At 43.0% G+C, this 16,801-nt stretch carries 14 protein-coding genes; 10 read left to right on the top strand and 4 right to left on the bottom strand.

Features of this window, described 5'->3' with window-relative positions; genetic code table 11:
• Positions 1 to 45 precede the first annotated feature (45 nt).
• Both G563_RS0121415 and proB read left to right on the top strand, forming a co-directional pair.
• The gene (locus G563_RS0121415) at positions 46 to 1,458 is read left to right on the top strand and encodes a SusD/RagB family nutrient-binding outer membrane lipoprotein (RefSeq protein WP_028667105.1); all 1,413 of its coding nucleotides are present in this window, start codon (positions 46 to 48) and stop codon (positions 1,456 to 1,458) included.
• A gap of 134 nt (positions 1,459 to 1,592) precedes the next feature.
• Positions 1,593 to 2,624, top strand: coding sequence for a glutamate 5-kinase (gene proB / locus G563_RS0121410; protein ID WP_028667104.1), 1,032 nt, complete (start codon positions 1,593 to 1,595; stop codon positions 2,622 to 2,624).
• Between the two features lie 68 nt (positions 2,625 to 2,692).
• Here the strand turns inward: proB and G563_RS0121405 are convergent, their stop codons facing one another.
• Complete coding sequence (locus tag G563_RS0121405) at positions 2,693 to 3,124, bottom strand: Hsp20/alpha crystallin family protein (RefSeq protein WP_028667103.1); 432 nt, start codon at positions 3,122 to 3,124, stop codon at positions 2,693 to 2,695.
• A 305-nt stretch (positions 3,125 to 3,429) separates the two neighbouring features.
• Between G563_RS0121405 and G563_RS37175 the strand changes: the two genes are divergently transcribed.
• The gene (locus G563_RS37175) at positions 3,430 to 4,299 is read left to right on the top strand and encodes a CPBP family intramembrane glutamic endopeptidase (protein ID WP_051211119.1); all 870 of its coding nucleotides are present in this window, start codon (positions 3,430 to 3,432) and stop codon (positions 4,297 to 4,299) included.
• Positions 4,300 to 4,302: 3 nt separating this feature from the next.
• Here the strand turns inward: G563_RS37175 and G563_RS0121395 are convergent, their stop codons facing one another.
• Positions 4,303 to 5,283 (bottom strand): hypothetical protein, encoded by a 981-nt coding sequence (locus G563_RS0121395; protein ID WP_028667102.1) that lies wholly within the window; start codon positions 5,281 to 5,283, stop codon positions 4,303 to 4,305.
• A gap of 85 nt (positions 5,284 to 5,368) precedes the next feature.
• Between G563_RS0121395 and G563_RS0121390 the strand changes: the two genes are divergently transcribed.
• Entirely contained in the window at positions 5,369 to 6,190 is an 822-nt protein-coding gene (locus tag G563_RS0121390; protein WP_037327775.1) for an SDR family oxidoreductase, read from the top strand.
• Positions 6,191 to 6,214: 24 nt separating this feature from the next.
• Complete coding sequence (locus tag G563_RS0121385; protein WP_037327773.1) at positions 6,215 to 7,117, top strand: glycosyltransferase family protein; 903 nt, start codon at positions 6,215 to 6,217, stop codon at positions 7,115 to 7,117.
• Positions 7,118 to 7,260: 143 nt separating this feature from the next.
• On the opposite strand, the gene G563_RS0121380 is transcribed toward G563_RS0121385, so the two are convergent.
• Entirely contained in the window at positions 7,261 to 8,496 is a 1,236-nt protein-coding gene (locus G563_RS0121380; RefSeq protein ID WP_028667099.1) for a glycosyltransferase family 4 protein, read from the bottom strand.
• Positions 8,497 to 8,520: 24 nt separating this feature from the next.
• Positions 8,521 to 9,333: an FkbM family methyltransferase gene (locus G563_RS0121375; RefSeq protein WP_028667098.1), complete on the bottom strand. Its 813-nt coding sequence runs from the start codon at positions 9,331 to 9,333 to the stop codon at positions 8,521 to 8,523.
• Between the two features lie 63 nt (positions 9,334 to 9,396).
• Here G563_RS0121375 and G563_RS0121370 point away from each other — a divergent pair, with 63 nt between their 5' ends.
• The 5 genes from G563_RS0121370 (at position 9,397) to G563_RS0121350 (ending at position 16,747) form a co-directional block, all read left to right on the top strand.
• Entirely contained in the window at positions 9,397 to 9,981 is a 585-nt protein-coding gene (locus tag G563_RS0121370; protein WP_028667097.1) for a Uma2 family endonuclease, read from the top strand.
• Positions 9,982 to 9,983: 2 nt separating this feature from the next.
• Positions 9,984 to 11,912, top strand: a complete 1,929-nt coding sequence (locus tag G563_RS0121365; RefSeq protein WP_028667096.1) for a c-type cytochrome — start codon at positions 9,984 to 9,986, stop codon at positions 11,910 to 11,912.
• A gap of 543 nt (positions 11,913 to 12,455) precedes the next feature.
• Positions 12,456 to 14,306, top strand: a complete 1,851-nt coding sequence (locus tag G563_RS0121360; RefSeq protein WP_028667095.1) for a DUF8451 domain-containing protein — start codon at positions 12,456 to 12,458, stop codon at positions 14,304 to 14,306.
• Between the two features lie 346 nt (positions 14,307 to 14,652).
• Entirely contained in the window at positions 14,653 to 15,144 is a 492-nt protein-coding gene (locus G563_RS0121355) for a dihydrofolate reductase (RefSeq protein WP_028667094.1), read from the top strand.
• Positions 15,145 to 15,289: 145 nt separating this feature from the next.
• Positions 15,290 to 16,747: a M20 family peptidase gene (locus G563_RS0121350; protein ID WP_028667093.1), complete on the top strand. Its 1,458-nt coding sequence runs from the start codon at positions 15,290 to 15,292 to the stop codon at positions 16,745 to 16,747.
• Positions 16,748 to 16,801: the final 54 nt, after the last annotated feature.

Genomic DNA, 16,801 nt, shown 5'->3' with positions numbered 1-16,801 from the left:
TTCATTTTCATTTTTGTTTTAGAACTATCATAATCGATTATCCATATGAAAAAGCTGATTATAGTCGCTCTGTTGGCACTTTCAACAACGGCTTGTTTCAAAGATAGTGACATCAATGTCGATCCCAATCGCTCTACTTCTGTCGACCCGGCTTTGTTGTTTTCGGGAGCCGCCACGCAGTTTTCGCTTTTGCGCGTTGCCGAACTTACTTGGCCTGTTGCCCTTATGAATCAAATGTGGGCTTCGGGAGGGCGTTGGGGATTGTCGCAAGCGCAGTATGACCAAACCCGTATCCGTAGTGCTTGGGGGCGTACTTACACTGATGTGCTCAAAAATCTTAATGTGGCGGTAGATATTGCCCAAAGTAGCCAACCCGTTAATAAAAATGCAGTGGCTCAGTGCAAGATTTTGATGGCGTTTGCTTATGCCCAGACCTCTTTACTTTGGGGAGATATTCCTTTTACAGAAGCTGCCACGGGAAAAGTAGATTTCCCGAAATTTGACAAACAACAAGACGTATTGAACGGCTGTGTGGCTATGCTTGACGAAGCTCTTGGGCTGATTGATGTCAACAGCAAAGGTATCGTAGCTCCCAATGACTTGTATTACGGCGGAGATATGGCAAAATGGAGAAAATTTGCTAATTCATTGAAAATGAGAATTTTGTTTTCTATGGTAGATGCTGATGCCTCCAAAGGTGCGGCGATCGGGCAACTGATAGCAGGCGGAAACATGATTTCTTCCTCAGCCGATGCGATGTTGTATAAATATTTCAATCAGCCGGGTCGTCAAAATCCCCGCTTCTCTTTTACTGCTATTTTTAGGGGAGGTGTGCAGTCGGATTGGTATTGTTCAAAACCCGTCTATGATTTATTGGTTTCACTCAAAGATCCGCGTATTCCGTACTTTTTCCAGCCCGGCCCTGATGCGGCGGCCAACGAATTTATTGCACTCAATTCCGTAGAGACTTATACTACCAAATCGGCGTTGGTCAATATGAACCTTCTCAAAGCTGATTTGCCGGAAGTATCATTTTCGTATTCAGAGCAGCTTTTGTTTGAGGCTGAAGCCATCGCTCGTGGTTTCGCTCCGGGAGGGTTCGACGCCGCTACTACCAAAATGCGGGCGGGTGTGAAAGAATCATTGGTTTCTTTTGGGGTGCCCACTGCCCAAGCTGATGCTTATGCGGCGGGTTTACCAGTGCTTACTACTGCTAATTACAAAACGGTTTTGGCCCAGCAACAATACTTGGATTTGTTTATGCGCCCCATCGAAGGTTGGGTACAGCATCGCCGTTCGGGAGCCGTAGGACAGGAAATTCCCACTATGACTACTCCCACAGGCGCACCTGTAGCGGGATTGATACGCCGTTTGCTGTATCGTAGTGAGGAGGTAAACTCCAATCCCAACACCCCTTCCGGCTTGACACTCGATGCTCCACAATGGTTTGATAAATAGGAGAAAGTAAGAACAATAAAATACCTCGGCATTCAGGTTTAACTTCTGAATGACCGAGGTATTTTTTTGTTCAAAGCAAGGGAAATTTGTCGATGCCCCTTGCCTTTGTAACTTTGCCGCAAAGATTATGATACATGTCAAAACCCATCTTAGTTATTAAATTTGGAAGTGCGGCTATTACCAAACCCAACGGTGAACTCAACCCCTTGGTAATGGTCGAGATAGCGCGTCAAGTGGCGCAGCTTTACAATGATTACCATGTAGTGATAGTGTCGTCGGGGGCAGTGGCGGCAGGAAAACAGTATATCCGCAATTATGCGGGCGAAATAGCCCAACGAAAAGCAGCAGCTGCGATTGGTAATTTACTTTTGCTCAACAAATACGCCCAATTTTTTGCCCCCTACGAAATCCCCGTGGCACAAAGCCTTTGTGAACGTGGGCATTTTGCCAATCGTGACCAATTTTTGCAAATGAAAGAAACATTTCAAGAATTGTGGGAAAACGGCATTATCCCCATTGTCAACGAAAACGATGTAGTGAGCAGTCTTGAGCTTAAATTTTCGGACAATGACGAACTTGCGACACTCATTGCCGTAGGGTTTGGGGCCGATACGCTCATGCTTTGTACGTCGGTGGGAGGATTGATGGACGACCAAGGGCAGATTATCCCTCAAGTAGAGCAGGTCAAGGATGTGTTTAAATATGCGCGTACCGACAAATCGAGTGTGGGTTTAGGCGGAATGACTTCTAAGCTCACTTTCGCCAAGCTCGCCATGCGCATGGGAATCCGAACCATCATTTTTGGGATGAAAGAAAAGGACGGCATTTTGCGGGCTTTTGAAGAAAAAACGGGCACTGTCTTTGCCGCTCAAGAAAGCACCCTTTCATCGCGCAACCGATGGCTTGGTAGTGGTAGCTTGGTGGCAGGAAAGCTCAAAATCGACGCTGGCGCAGCCGTAGCACTGCAAAACCGAAAAAGTTTATTGGCCGTCGGAATCACGGAAGTAGAAGGGGAGTTTGAAGCAGGAGAAGCCGTAGAGATTGTGGATGAAAACCGCAATACCGTGGCCGTGGGCAAGGCCAAAGAATCGTCGGTGGTGATACTTCTCAATTTGAAAAAGCAAAATTTTGAAGTCGCCAATGCCAACGATATAGTGCTTTTGTAAAAAGTTAAAAAGGCCGCTTCAGAAGTTGAAGCGGCCTTTTTAGATAAGAAGGGAATCATTTTTAAGAATTAGCCAATTTCGATAACACGAGGTGTTTTCTTGGCTTCATCTTTTTTAGGAAGTTCAATTTTGAGGACTCCGTCGGCATAAGTAGCATTTACTTGCTCTGCATCTACGGTATTGGGCAAAGTGAATGACCTGCGGAAGCTCGCAAAGCTAAATTCCTTACGGGTGTATTTTTCGGTGGTTTCTTCGTTTTTTTGCTCTTGCTGTGCCGAAATAGTCAACACGTTGTTTTCTAAGTTGATTTTAAAATCTTCTTTTTTCAAGCCAGGAGCTGCTACTTCAAGACGAAAACCGTTGTTGTGTTCTACAATATTAACAGCCGGAACGCCGTAGTTGCTCAAGGTAGCAGGAGCAAAAAGATCATTGAAGTCTTTGCCAAATACGTTGCCGAAAAGAGTAGGAAAGTTTCCGTTGGTTTTTACTAAAGTTGCCATGGTTGTTGTTATTTTAATGTTTTGATTAAGTTCTTAATTTTTTCTCGCCATTGTCGGCGACGTATCTATTTCTTCAACTTCTGTACCATGAAATCAATAAAAAATAAAGAAAACTGGAGATAAGTGTTGTTATTTTGTTGATAATCAGTGATTTGTCGATTTTTTGAAGATTTTTATAAGAAAAAAATAAAACGACAAAATGTCTTATTTTGAAAATGTTTCAAAATTTTAAAATGACAAAATGTCTGCTATGCTGTTATTTTTGTCATTCACAACTCAATCATTAACCAACCGAATCTTGCCTTATGTTTAAAAATCCAAACCCTTATATAAATGCCGCTTGGCAAGGCAATAATAAATTAGGGATTTATGTGGCAGTTTTTTTGCTCGTCATCATAGCCAATGTTTTAGGGTCTATTCCGGGAGGGTGGGCTTTGATAGAATGGAAATCATCGCCCGACAGTCTGCCAGTGTATGCAGTGTTGGCAATGATGCTTTTGGGTTTTGTGACGTCGGTTATTGCCTTATGGCTTTCTGTGCAGCACATTCATAAGCGAAATCCTTTGACAATGATTCGCCCTACTGCAGCCGTGGATTGGGGAAGAGTGGCCAAATCAGGCGGGCTTTGGGTAGCCTGTACGGCAGCGGTGGAGATGGTGACTTATCTTAGTTTTCCCGAAAAATATACTTTGAGTCTCAATTGGGCCGAGTTTTTGCCTTGCGTAGTGGTCGGGATATTATTGATTCCGCTTCAAACTTCTTTTGAAGAATTGTTTTTTAGAGGCTATTTGATGCAGGGCATTGGCTCTTGGAATTTGTGGGCAGGCGTGGTGATTACGTCGGTATTGTTTGGTCTAGCGCATAGCTTCAACGACGAGATAGAAGCAGTAGGCTCGCTTGGCATTGCTATGATTTACTACATAGGAGTAGGGCTATTTTTTGCCTTACTAACGCTCAACGACGAATCGCTCGAATTGCCGTTAGGGATTCATGCCACCAACAACTTGTACGCATTTTTGATTGTAGGCTACCCTAGCAGCTCCGCACCTAGCTCCACGATTTGGATGCTTACAGAGTTCAACTTTTCACTCATGATGATACAGTGGGTAGTTGCTGTCGGGCTTTACCTTCTGCTGGCACCTCGCTTTTTAGGAATAAAACTCAATAGAAATTAGAGCTTACCAATTAATACCGTTTTCGCCAAGACCTAATTTGCGGGTAAACTGCGACGATAATTTTGATTTGCTAGAAATATACCTCACACTTGCGCCTACAAAAGGTGCGATGTTGGGGCGCTCGGTGCCGAGGTTTTCGCGGGCCGAGTTGAAGGTGCGAAGTTGTCTAAAAGTACCCAATCCGGCTTCTAATGATACATTGAAGACCGTAAACAAGTGAGCATTGGCAGCTACCGAAAACTTTACGTGTTGGTAATTGCTGCGGCGTAGGGATTTTTCTAAGCTCGTTACATGTTGAAATCCAGCACTATAGCCGTCAAATGACCCTATCATATCGATGTTAAACCATTCGTTGATGCGGTGATTTACATCTACTCTGAAAGGCAATAGACCCGATGCACGCCACTGTTTATTGATACGTTTGTTGAATCCAAAAATAGGAATTAACCTTACTTTCTGGTTAAAAATCAGAGCTGTCCCGTAGGCGATTTGGGTATGTAGGCCCAATATCCTCATGCGTGCACCTCCTGCCCAAAAGAAAGGTTGGGGCGTAAAAAATGTTTCGTTGGTTTCGGTAATTCCCAAGCCTCCGCCATAAATCCACAGGCGGTCGCGTAGGCTTGCTTGGAGCATCAAAACACCCACAGAAGCGGTTTTGTAGCCATTGGCGGGCGAGATGGTATTGTTGATAGTGGGATTGATTTGGGAAGCATTGGCAAGCATCAGAAAATGCCGCGCCCGCAAATCGAACTTTTTTCGTAAACTAAAAGACACATCCACTTCACTTCTGAGGGGAATGAGAGCGTTGAACGAAGTACGACTGAGGCCATAACTTTGATTGTTTCCCATGTTGGCACTGGGCATATAATCGGCACGTAGCGTAACATTGGGGTAAAAAAGGCGGCTTAATGCAAAATGCTGAGCCTTAACTTGAGATACAAAAACAATCAATAAAAGAGGAACGCACAGACGTGAAGTGGCCATAAAAAATGTATTTGGTGGAATTAACGCGCAAAAATGCGCGATATTGCACAAAAATTATTCAAACACCCAACAAGTCAATCGAATAATGAGCAAAATAAATGACCTTACCCACAAAGTAGTGTGGATAACAGGTGCTTCGTCGGGAATAGGGGAGGCCTTAGCGCATGAATTTGCGAAAGAAGGAGCCAAATTGGTATTATCTGCTCGTCGGAAAGAAGAACTAGAACGCGTGAAAAAAGATCTTCATTTGGCCGAAGATAGGGTCTTACTTCTGCCGATAGATATGCTCCAACCCGATACTTTTAAAGGATATACTCAACTTGTACTTCAGCATTTTGGAAAAATAGACATACTTGTACCCAATGCCGGAATCAGCCAAAGAGAGAAATTTCTGGACATTGCTCCTTCTGATTTTCAGAAATTGATGGATACTAATTTTACAAGTGTGGTATTGCTGACGCGGGAAGTATTGCCTCATATGCTTGCCCAAAAATCAGGAGGAATTCTCGTAACAAGTAGCGTAAGTGGTAAAATCGGCACCGCTTATCGCACTTATTATAGTGCTTCCAAACATGCTATTCAAGGCTTTTTCGATGCGCTGCGTGGCGAAGTGTGGCGGGAAGGTATCCAAGTAACGGTGGCTTGTCCGGGTTATATCAGAACCAACATTTCGATTAATGCCATTGGTAAAGATGGCAAGCCTTTTGGTAAAATGGATCAAAATCAGGCCAATGGAATTTCGGCAGAAGTATGTGCTCACAAAATGGTAAATGCCCTAAAATCAGGTAAAAACGAAATTGTAATAGCAGGATTTAAGGAGACTTTAGGTACATATCTAAAACGTTTTGCGCCGGCGTTGTTGTGGCAGCTTACCAAAAACTATACCATCAAAACTACCGACCAATAGGCTTTGCGCCTCAATCGTATTCTAATGGAACTCGCACCCGTTGTCCTTTTTTGTTATAATCGACTCTCGCTCCTGCAACAGACCGTCACTTGTCTTCAACAAAACCCCTTGGCGGCTGATAGTACGCTGATTGTGTTTGTAGATGGCCCTAAAAGTACTAATGACGACTTACCAAAAGTACAAGCAGTCAGGGATTTTGTAAAACAAATTACGGGTTTCAAACACCTTATTATTCATGAATCAACGACTAATTCGGGGCTAGCCAAATCAGTGATTTCGGGGGTGTCGCAGGTGTTTGAGAGTTATGATAAAGCCATCGTAATGGAAGATGATTTGCTGTGCAGTTCTGATTTTCTATTGTTTATGAATCAGGCACTTACACGCTATACCAACGACCCGCTCATTTGCTCCGTGACGGGCTATATTTACCCTTTTCCGATTCCAACTTCTTATACCAAAGATGTGTTGTTGATTCCGAGAGGAAGTTCTTGGGGGTGGGGTACTTGGAAAGACCGTTGGCAACAAACGGATTGGGAGGTGCAGGACTTTGCAAATTTTTTGGAGTCTCCTGACCAAAAACGAGAATTTACCAAAGCAGGGCCTGACTTACTACCGATGCTCATCAAGCAGCGCCGAGGCTTGATACATTCATGGGCCGTACGATGGACTTATCATCATTACAAAACAGGAACTTACTGCTTACACCCCACTAAATCCAAAATCACGCACATTGGCTACGATGGTAGTGGTACCAACGAGCATAGTTTAAGAGGAGGAGAAATCTATGAAACGGCAGTGGTTTTTCCTGATACTATCTTGCCCGACCAAGCAGTGATTCGAAATGTGTATCGTTATTTTAGTCCGAGTTTGTATCGACGTGTTATCAATTGGCACAGATATAATATTAATCCCTTTACATTGGTATAAAATGAGGTATTGTGCGTCGGAGCCGCCTCACCATTTTTTGCCCCAAATGATAGTTTGGGGCAAGCTACTACTAGTCTCGACATTCTGTCGGGACAAAAAAGGGATAAAGTCTCTGACTTTAAGTTTACAGGATAAATCAATCATCAGACACAGCTGTCGTAGAGCCTTTGATACTGTCGTGCTACTACTTCAAAAGCGTTGCGTTGGGTCACTATTTTTACATTCTCTTCACTGAGAGAGGCATAGTTGTTGTTTTCTAACACAAACCGAATCCCGCGCGCTAAATCTTCTGCTGAATGAAGTTGCGCCACATAGCCCGTACGAAGATGAAGAATCTGTTCTGGAATTCCACCCGTATCAAAACCTACCACGGGCGTGCCGCAAGCCATTGCTTCTATGACCGTATTGGGGTAATTGTCTTCTAGCGAAGGAACTACCATTACATCGGCGGCCTGATACACTTTCACAACTTCGTGGGCAGGCAAGCTTCCGAGCGATTTTACTTCTAGTCCCAAATCATTCAGGGCTTCAGGTGAGGTTTTGCCAAATACCACAACGCCCCATTCGTGCGCACGGTCAGCGAGGAGATGAGTGGCCGCTTTGAAATAAGCAAAGCCTTTGCGTGGGTCTTGGGTATTGACTCCCGCAAAAAGAATCCATTTTTTGTGAGGAGCTACTCCCAACTCACCTTTCGTATTTTTAGGTTTAAAGATTTGGGTGTCAATAGGATTTGGAATAGCATATGCTGGTAAATGCCGAGTGGAGGCGGCGTGCCGTGCCAAATCCGCCAACCATTCACTTGGCGACACAAGCGTAAGATTGGCTTTTTGGAATAACTGTGATTTTTTTTCAAAAACCCGGTACGACAAATCCGTAGCACTTGGATGCTTAAGATAAGGACAGTGACGACAATGCGTAAGATAATGCTGACACTCGCGACTATAATGGCAACCCCCCGTAAAAGTGGACATATCGTGCATGGTCCAAACGACGGGTTTATCTAAAGAAAATAGTTTTTCTAGGGAGCGAAGAGATAAAAATCCAAAGTTAATCCAATGCAAATGGATGATGTCGGCTGCTTGAATAAGAGGGTGAGTAGATATATCAGTCCCCGTCCACAGAGGAGAGAAATGAAAACGCAGACTTTTGTTTTTTTCTTTCAACGAAAAGTAAAGACGCTCAGCGACGAAGCGTCCAAAAGCGATTTTTTTAGACAAAAATCCATCAGCAACTGCGGCTACGTGGCTTTCGGGACGGTCAGAGTCTTGGACGAGTAGCGCCGAATCTACGCCCTCTAAGCGCAGGGCGTGATGCAAGCGTAAAGCGGCGATAGCGGCTCCTCCAAACCGATGATATGTGCTTACATGAACGACTTTCAAAGCGGTGATGATTAGAATAAAAAGCTAGACATGAGGCCGCCAAGCCGAAATATTCAGTTGCAAATCCATGACGTCATTGTTGCGGTAGCGATGATTCACAAAAGGCGAGCGGCGGTGCTGATTGGTATCAATATAATAACGAAATCCGGCTTGTTCGATTACCTCTATTACTTTTGTCAATGCCTGAGGCTGACCTAAATAAGCGTGAAATTCGACAAAAAGATGTTGTACACGGTCGAGTACATCGGCACAGTCGGGAATGACTTCGATTTCGGCTCCTTCGATGTCGATTTTTAAGAAATCTACTTTGGTTTCGGTGGCTAGCTGGTCGCGCAACCTCACGGAAGGGATGTGTTTTTTTGTGCCTTCGCCGTAAATAGAGGCGTCGTCGGCTTGACCTTCTCCAAACCATACGCCATGAGTATCTTTCCAAACGGCTTTTTGAATAATCTCTACATCAGTGATGCCGTTTGTTTTGAGATTTTGGGTTAAATAATTCGCAATCGAAGGTTCTGCTTCAAAGGCCTTGATACGAGCTTGCGGATAAAGTTCTTTAAAATACAAAACACTCATGCCTACATTGGCACCACAATCGTAAATAACGGGGGTTGAGGAGGAAGATTGAAATTTGTAAAATTCTTCCACGTAGATTTCTTCATATTGCCAAAGCCACGAAAAGGCATCTGGAACTTCAAATTCATAACGCCCAAAACGTACCTTAGTAGTCTGATAACGAGGACGGTGTCCGTATTTCCAAAACAAAAGCAACAAGGCCCGCCCCGCTCGGCTGCGTAGCGTATGAAAAGTGTGTTTGAACAAATATCTGAAAGCAAGCATGAAGCAAAATTACAGAATCATTCTATATCTTTGTTCAACTATTCGACAATCAGCAGTGTATTGATGGTAATTCCACTAAACATACCGACCCGTGAGCAGTTGACCGACGAAGAATTGGTGGTGTTTTGCCAAGCCAACCCAGAACTTCGGGTAGAGCGCGATGAGAATGGTCAAATATTTATTGATATGTCCCCAACTCATCTTCTTACGAGTTCAAACAATAGTGAACTCAATGCGGAATTTGTAATTTGGAATCGTCGTACCAAAGCTGGAAAGGTGATTGATTCTAACGGTGGTTTTTTTTTGGCCGACCGCTCAATGCGTGCTCCTGATGTAGCTTGGATTCGATCAGAAAAATGGCAACAACTCTCTTCCGCAGAAAAGAAATCGTTTCCTTATCTTGCACCCGATTTTGTATTAGAGCTTGAATCAGATACGAATCATCTGCAAGAGCTAAAATATAAAATGGAACACTGGATAAAAAATGGAGTGCGTTTGGCTTGGCTGATTGCGATGAGTGAGCAACAAACTTATGTTTATCGGGCCGACTGTACAGTTACGATCATTCCTTTCTCAGAAAAGCTAACAGGCGAAGATGTACTTGTCGATTTTGAAGTAGTATTAACCAATATATTAGAAATAGAGTAATAATGAAAAAACGCGTTTTTAGCACCCTTACCACTCTTGCTTTGAGTCTTTCGCTGGCTTTTGGTCAAGAATCTCCTTCGGAAGAAGACTTTTATAAAATTGTAACGCCACCTGTCCCCGAAGGCGTGTTACTGGAAGTTGGAGGAATGGTGACACTACCCGATGGTCGTTTGGCCGTAGCAACTCGTCGGGGTGATGTATGGATGCTCGACAATCCTAGTGGCCCAAAACCCTACTTTCGCAAATTTGCTTCTGGCTTACACGAAATTTTGGGCTTGGCTTATCAAAATGGTGCATTAATCTGTGCCCAACGTGGTGAGCTTACAAAGCTTATTGATAAAGACCATGATGGCAAAGCTGATACTTATGAGACTATCTATGCTTGGCCACTATCGGCGCACTATCACGAATATAGCTTCGGGCCTAAAATCGCTCCTGATGGTTCATTTTTTGTATCGGGAAATGTGGCCTTTGGAGACGAAGAATGGTGGGCAGGCGAAAGCCGTCGGCCTTTGCGTGGATGGATTTTTAAAATCTCTCCTGAAGGCCAAATGGAGCCTTGGGCTACGGGTGTACGCTCTCCCTGCGGACTTGGGATGATTGACGGGGAGTTGTTTTATGATGATAACCAAGGCGACTGGATTGGGTCTGGTGGTATTTGGCACGCCAAAAAAGGGGCTTTTATGGGCCACCCCGCTGGTTTGAAATGGGCTAATGCGCTGCCTGGCTCGCCTATCAAAATTACCCAAGAACAAGTATATGCGACGGTTGACCCCCGCAAAACTCGCGATAAAAACGGCAATGCTATCAAGCCCGAAAACGTTCAAAATGAGAAGTTTTTGACGTTGGCAGATATGAAAAAGAAATACCCCGAAACCCAACTACCTGCCGTATGGCTTCCTCACGGAATCTTGGGGGTTTCTAACGCTGAAATCATTGCCGACCAAACCAATGGCAACTTCGGGCCTTTCAACGGGCAGCTTTTTGTAGGAGACCAAGGGCAAAGCAAAGTAATGCGCGTTTTCTTAGAAAAAGTTAAAGGAGAATATCAAGGAGCGGCGTTTGATTTCCGTTCGGGATTCCAATCGGGTGTATTGCGGATGGCTTGGGCCAACGACGGTGGCTCATTGTACATCGGTGAAACCAACCGTGGCTGGGGCTCGGCAGGTGATGCCAATCAAGGCTTGCAAAGATTGGTATGGACTGGTAAAACACCCTTTGAGATGAAGGCGGTAAGAGCAATGCCCGACGGTTTTGAAGTGGAATTTACGTTGCCAGTTGATAAAAAATCAGCTCAAAACTTAGCTTCATACGCTATTCGTAGTTTTACTTACAAATACCATCCTGTGTACGGAAGTCCTACTGTCAATGAAGCCAAGTGCGCTGTGAAAGGGGTAAAAGTATCAGAAGATGGGTTGAAGGCACGCATCATCGTAGATAATCTCCGCGAAACATACTTGCACGAAATCAAATTAGATGGACTTCGTTCGGCAGGTTTGTATTGGTCATTGGTACACCCTACGGCTTACTACACCCTCAATCAAATCCCAGATGGCGAGAAACTGAAACTGACAGAAGTAAGCACTAAATCTACCGCTGTTCCTACCAAAACTACTGAGACTAAAACCATCGCTAAAGCAGCTACGGGTAAAGTACCTACTTTTGAAGAAGTAAAACCTTTGTTGGCTAAAAATACTTGTTTGGCCTGTCATGCGGTCGACAAACGCCAAGTAGGCCCGGCCTATACTGAAGTGGCTAAGCGCAAATATTCAAACGAAAAAATCGTAGAACTTATCTATAATCCTAAGCCTCAAAACTGGCCTGATTATGCTACCCCTATGGCTCCTATGCCACAGGTGCCGCGTGATGAAGCCCTCAAAATTGCGGCTTGGATCAACTCCCTCGCGCCTAAGTCGGCTCCTAAGCCTTAGGCAAGAACTTTCATCATTTTCCAAAGCGTAGTCTTGTTTGATACAGGGCTACGCTTTTATTTTTTGTTTAGTTTTGGAGGAAAGAAAGCATTCATGATGCGATAATGTATGGGTAGATGAACGGGGTAGAGATAGTGAAAGGATTCTTCGACAAGAACTTTTTGTTATCTTTGGTAAGAATAAAAGTCGTTTTGCCACGTCTATTTTGCTTAATTAGGAAAAGGAATAATTTGTTAAAATGTTGATATAGAGGTGGTTTTTGCTTAATTAGAAAAAGGAAATGGTAGAAATATTATGCCATTGTTGGCGCTTTTATCAATGAACTAACAATTATTAAAAGATTATGGTTGATGTCTTTGGTGGTGTTTTGCGACGCTGAAAGAAGGTCGGTGGTGAAAATACCAACAACGGCTAAAAAAGAGAAAAAAGCGCGGAAGAAATGAGAGGTAGTTTTGCTTAATTAGAAAAAGGGAATTTTTATTAATGTGCTGATATACAGTGATTTTTTGCCGTTTTGACGGTTCGGTTAATTAGAATAAGGAAATGGTACAAGATAACAGACAGTTAAGCCTTTTTGACTTTGAAAACCAGCCAATTTTTGTACTACAGAATGAGGTATTTCCCGAGGTTGAATCGTTTGAGGTAGAATTCAAGTCGGCATTAGGAGGTCTACCACAAGACCTTTGGAAAACCTATTCGGCTTTTGCTAATTCACAAGGTGGTATAATTGCTTTGGGTATTGTCGAAAAAAAGAATGTATTCACGATTGAAGGGTTAGGAAAGGAGCACATCGAAAAACTTCAGCGAGATTTTTGGAATCAAATCAATAATCGAAAAGCCGTTTCAAAAAATATTCTCGAAAATCAAGATGTTAAAGTATGCTTATTAGAAGGGAAAGAGGTTTTGGCTATCAATGTACCCGTAGCTACCCGAACGCAAAAGCCTGTTTTTTTGACAACAAACCCATTTGGCAATACTTATAAGCGTAATCACGAAGGCGATTATCATTGCACAGACGATGAAGTACGGCGAATGTTGGCAGATGCTGATTTAACTCTAAAGCCTGATGGGCGAATGCTTGCATATCATAATTTTGAAGATTTTGATGCGACTTCTATACGGCAATACAAGCAACTTTTATCAGCTTCAAAACCAGACCACCCATGGCTTACTCTGACTGACAAGGAGTTTTTGATACAGTTAGGGGCTTATACCATAGACCGTAAAACTCGAAAAGAAGGCCCTACGGTAGCTGGGATGTTGATGTTTGGAAAAACATTGAGTATCGTCGACGACGATTGTTGCCCAAAATTTTTCCCTGATTACCGAGAGTATTTTTCTGATAACCCTGCCGATAGATGGACAGATCGAGTATATCCCGATGGCACATGGGAGGCAAATTTATTTCAATTTTACCGCCAAGTTTGGCCAAAACTTTCTTCTAAACTACCGAAACCTTTTCAACTTTATGAAGGTCGGCGCGTAGACGAGACACTAGCCCATGAAGCTCTACGTGAGGCTTTTATCAATAGTTTAGTCCATACTGACTATACTGCCTCAGGTAATATAGTGATTGAGAGTCGATTAGAGACGTTTTTGTTTGTCAATCCTGGGACTTTATTAGTGTCTTTAGATCAGTATTATCAGGGAGGAGTCAGCGAATGTAGAAATAACAATCTCCAAAAGATGTTTATGATGATAGGTAGTGCAGAAAAAGCAGGCAGTGGAGTGGGTAAAATTTTGGCAGGGTGGAAAAATGCTCATTGGCGACGGCCCTTTTTGTACATTGAGTCAAAACCTGATAGACTGGAGTTGCATTTGCCTATGTTGAGTACGATTCCAGATGATACACTTATTGAATTGAGAATTCTATTTGGAGATGAGATAGATGTGTTGGGAGGAGATGAACTAACTGTGTTAGCCACCTGTCAAATTGAGGGTGATATTACAAATCAGCGTTTACAATACTTGGTGGATAAACATAAAACAGAAATTACAAAATTGTTACAAGATCTTTGTAAGAGGGGTTTACTGGTATCCGATAACAAAGGCCGCTGGACTACCTATCATTTGAATAAGCAGTACAGAGCTAATGATAGTTCAAGTGAGGATAGTTCAAGTGAGGATAGTTCTAATGAGGATAGTTCAAGTGAGGATAGTTCTAATGAGGATAGTTCTACTAAAAAACGACTTACAAATGAAGAATTAATCGCTTTTATTGAACAAGTGTGTGCACATGAATACATGTCATTAGAGGAAATTGCTAAAAGAGTTGGAAAATCAACTCGACACTTAATCAATAGAATTATTCCGAGAATGATTGAAATGGAGCGTTTGGTTAAATTATACCATGACAATCACCCCAATCAAAAATACAAAACCAGAGAGTCATAGAAAATGTCCGATATTGTCCACGTCAGTTATTCCCAAACGGACCAAAGTGCCAAAACCAATCCCCTCAGGATGCGCGAGATGCAAGAAAAAGCTTATGCCGCCTGAGATGTCTCCTACTTACTGTTGAAAGCTCCTCCTGCTTCGGGCAAATCGCGGGCGTTGATGTTTATTGCGCTGGATAAACTCTACCGCTAAGGGCTTAATAGTAGAAATATTATGCCATTGTTGGCGCTTTTATCAATGAACTAACAATTATTAAAAGATTATGATTATGGAGAAACAGGTTTAAAAGACTAACAGCGACAAAAATAAACTCGTAGTATTCTATAGATTTACAACTTTTCTTATGCAGATTTCTTTCATCGTGGCCGTGGCACAAAACGGCGTGATTGGTCGTGACAATCAATTGATATGGCATTTGCCCAATGACCTCAAACAATTTAAAAAACTCACAACAGGGCACCCGATTATGATGGGTCGCAAGACTTTTGAATCCATTGGCAAGCCTTTACCTAACCGAACTTCTATCGTAATTACCAGAAATACTGACTGGTATTTTGAGGGTGTCATTGTGGTGAGTTCGGTTGAAGAGGCTATCATTGCCGCTCAAAATACAGGCGCAGACGAGGCTTTTGTCATTGGTGGGGCGGAGATTTATCGTTTGTTTACGCCTTATGCTCATAAAATTTACTTGACCGAAGTAAGAGCCGATTTTGAAGGTGATGCTTATTTTGAGATTCCCCAAAAAAACGATTGGAAAGAGATAAATCGCGTTTCCTATTTACCAGATGAAAAACATGCCGTAGGGTTTGATTTTGTGGAATTAGTTCGTAAATAGCGTTATGCTATTGAAGCTGAGGTAGCTAATAAGTTTTAACTATAGCCCAGATTAAGAGAGTGTAATAAGGTTTGAATATAACAACGGACAGGGTGGAAAGGGATAATTGAATATAACGACGGACAGGTTGTCCGTACCACATTTTATGAAAAAAATTGTACGCTTGCTGGGGATTGCTTTGCTGCTATTGATAGTGGTTTTGCTCTTCAATACGTTTCGGATTTCTTCCAAACAAATGACAGATGTGGTTCCTATGAAATCGTTGAGTGTGAACGATTCGGTGATTACGCATTTGTCGCAAGCGATCCAATTTCGCACGGTCTCTTACGAAGATGTATCGCTGATGGATAGTACCCAATTTGAGAAGTTCATAGCATTTTTGGCTTATACCTATCCTCAAGTTCATCAGCATCTTAGCTTGGAGCGGGTCAATACCTATGGGCTTTTATATTACTGGAAGGGAAAAAATACAAATTTAAAGCCTGCGCTTTTGATGGGGCATTATGATGTAGTACCTGTGGTGCAAGGTACCGAAAAGATGTGGAAACATAGGCCTTTTGCGGGCGATGTGGCAGAGGGGTTTGTGTATGGTCGGGGTACTTTGGACGATAAAGTAACCGTGATTGGGATATTGGAAGCCGTAGAGTACATGCTTCGAGAAGGTGCCCAACCAGAGCGGAGTATTTATTTGGCGTTTGGGCACGACGAGGAGGTGTCGGGTAGGTATGGGGCGCAGCAAATTGCGGCATTGCTCGAGAAGCAAAAAGTAGAGCTTGAGTACGTTATGGACGAAGGCGGCACTATCAAAACAGACGGTGTATCAGGGATTACAAAACCAGTGGCTTTGATTGGAATTGCGGAAAAAGGATATACTACTTTAAAGTTGACATCCCTTGGCGATGGGGGACATTCATCCATGCCTCCTGCTCAAACGAGTATTGGTATGCTCGCCGAAGCGATTGATAAACTTCAAAAAAATCCTTTTCCGGCCAAATTGGGGGGAGCAGCGAGTTATTTGCAAGATTATTTAGCCCCCGAAATGCCCTTTGCTACAAAGCTAGCGATGGCTAATCGGTGGTTGTTGAGTTCCGTGATTGTGGATATTTTGGCTCAAACAAATGCAGGCAATGCGATGGTTCGGACAAGTATAGCGCCTACGGTTATCCAAGGTGGAGTCAAAGACAACGTATTGCCAGTGGAGGCCGTAGCTAAAATCAACTTCCGAATCTTACCGGGAGATTCTGTGAAGGGTGTGATGGAATATGTCAAGAAAACGATAGCCAATGATAAAATTTCGGTAGAGACAATCAGCCAATTTGATTCGGAGCCTTCGCCGATTTCAGATACTGCTACGGTAGGGTTTAGGGCTTTACATCGCACTATCAAAGGGTGTTTTCCTGATGCGATTGTAGCACCTTATTTGGTATTGGGTGCCACAGATGCACGTTATTACCGGAATGTGTGTACCAATTTGTACCGTTTTATGCCAGTTCGTATGAATGAAGAAGACCTCAAACGTCCACATGGTACCAATGAGCGAATCAGTGTTGAGGATTTTAAAAATGTTGTTATGTTTTATGTAGAATTAATAAAAGGTAGTTAACATTTGGTGGGTAGATGGTTTGGATTCATCCTTTTACCTTTGAAAAATCATTCA

The sequence above is a fragment of the Runella zeae DSM 19591 genome (assembly GCF_000423565.1).
GTDB classification, from domain to species: domain Bacteria; phylum Bacteroidota; class Bacteroidia; order Cytophagales; family Spirosomataceae; genus Runella; species Runella zeae.
This window is presented reverse-complemented; position numbering and strand designations above follow the sequence as displayed.

What these genes read in the sequence shown, in the direction of transcription:
- G563_RS0121415 (WP_028667105.1), top strand. Translation starts at nt 46, where the DNA reads ATGAAAAAGCTGATTATAGTCGCTCTGTTGGCACTTTCAACAACGGCT.
- proB (WP_028667104.1), top strand. Translation starts at nt 1,593, where the DNA reads ATGTCAAAACCCATCTTAGTTATTAAATTTGGAAGTGCGGCTATTACC.
- G563_RS0121405 (WP_028667103.1), bottom strand. Translation starts at nt 3,124, where the DNA reads ATGGCAACTTTAGTAAAAACCAACGGAAACTTTCCTACTCTTTTCGGC.
- G563_RS37175 (WP_051211119.1), top strand. Translation starts at nt 3,430, where the DNA reads ATGTTTAAAAATCCAAACCCTTATATAAATGCCGCTTGGCAAGGCAAT.
- G563_RS0121395 (WP_028667102.1), bottom strand. Translation starts at nt 5,283, where the DNA reads ATGGCCACTTCACGTCTGTGCGTTCCTCTTTTATTGATTGTTTTTGTA.
- G563_RS0121390 (WP_037327775.1), top strand. Translation starts at nt 5,369, where the DNA reads ATGAGCAAAATAAATGACCTTACCCACAAAGTAGTGTGGATAACAGGT.
- G563_RS0121385 (WP_037327773.1), top strand. Translation starts at nt 6,215, where the DNA reads ATGGAACTCGCACCCGTTGTCCTTTTTTGTTATAATCGACTCTCGCTC.
- G563_RS0121375 (WP_028667098.1), bottom strand. Translation starts at nt 9,333, where the DNA reads ATGCTTGCTTTCAGATATTTGTTCAAACACACTTTTCATACGCTACGC.
- G563_RS0121370 (WP_028667097.1), top strand. Translation starts at nt 9,397, where the DNA reads ATGGTAATTCCACTAAACATACCGACCCGTGAGCAGTTGACCGACGAA.
- G563_RS0121365 (WP_028667096.1), top strand. Translation starts at nt 9,984, where the DNA reads ATGAAAAAACGCGTTTTTAGCACCCTTACCACTCTTGCTTTGAGTCTT.
- G563_RS0121360 (WP_028667095.1), top strand. Translation starts at nt 12,456, where the DNA reads ATGGTACAAGATAACAGACAGTTAAGCCTTTTTGACTTTGAAAACCAG.
- G563_RS0121355 (WP_028667094.1), top strand. Translation starts at nt 14,653, where the DNA reads ATGCAGATTTCTTTCATCGTGGCCGTGGCACAAAACGGCGTGATTGGT.
- G563_RS0121350 (WP_028667093.1), top strand. Translation starts at nt 15,290, where the DNA reads ATGAAAAAAATTGTACGCTTGCTGGGGATTGCTTTGCTGCTATTGATA.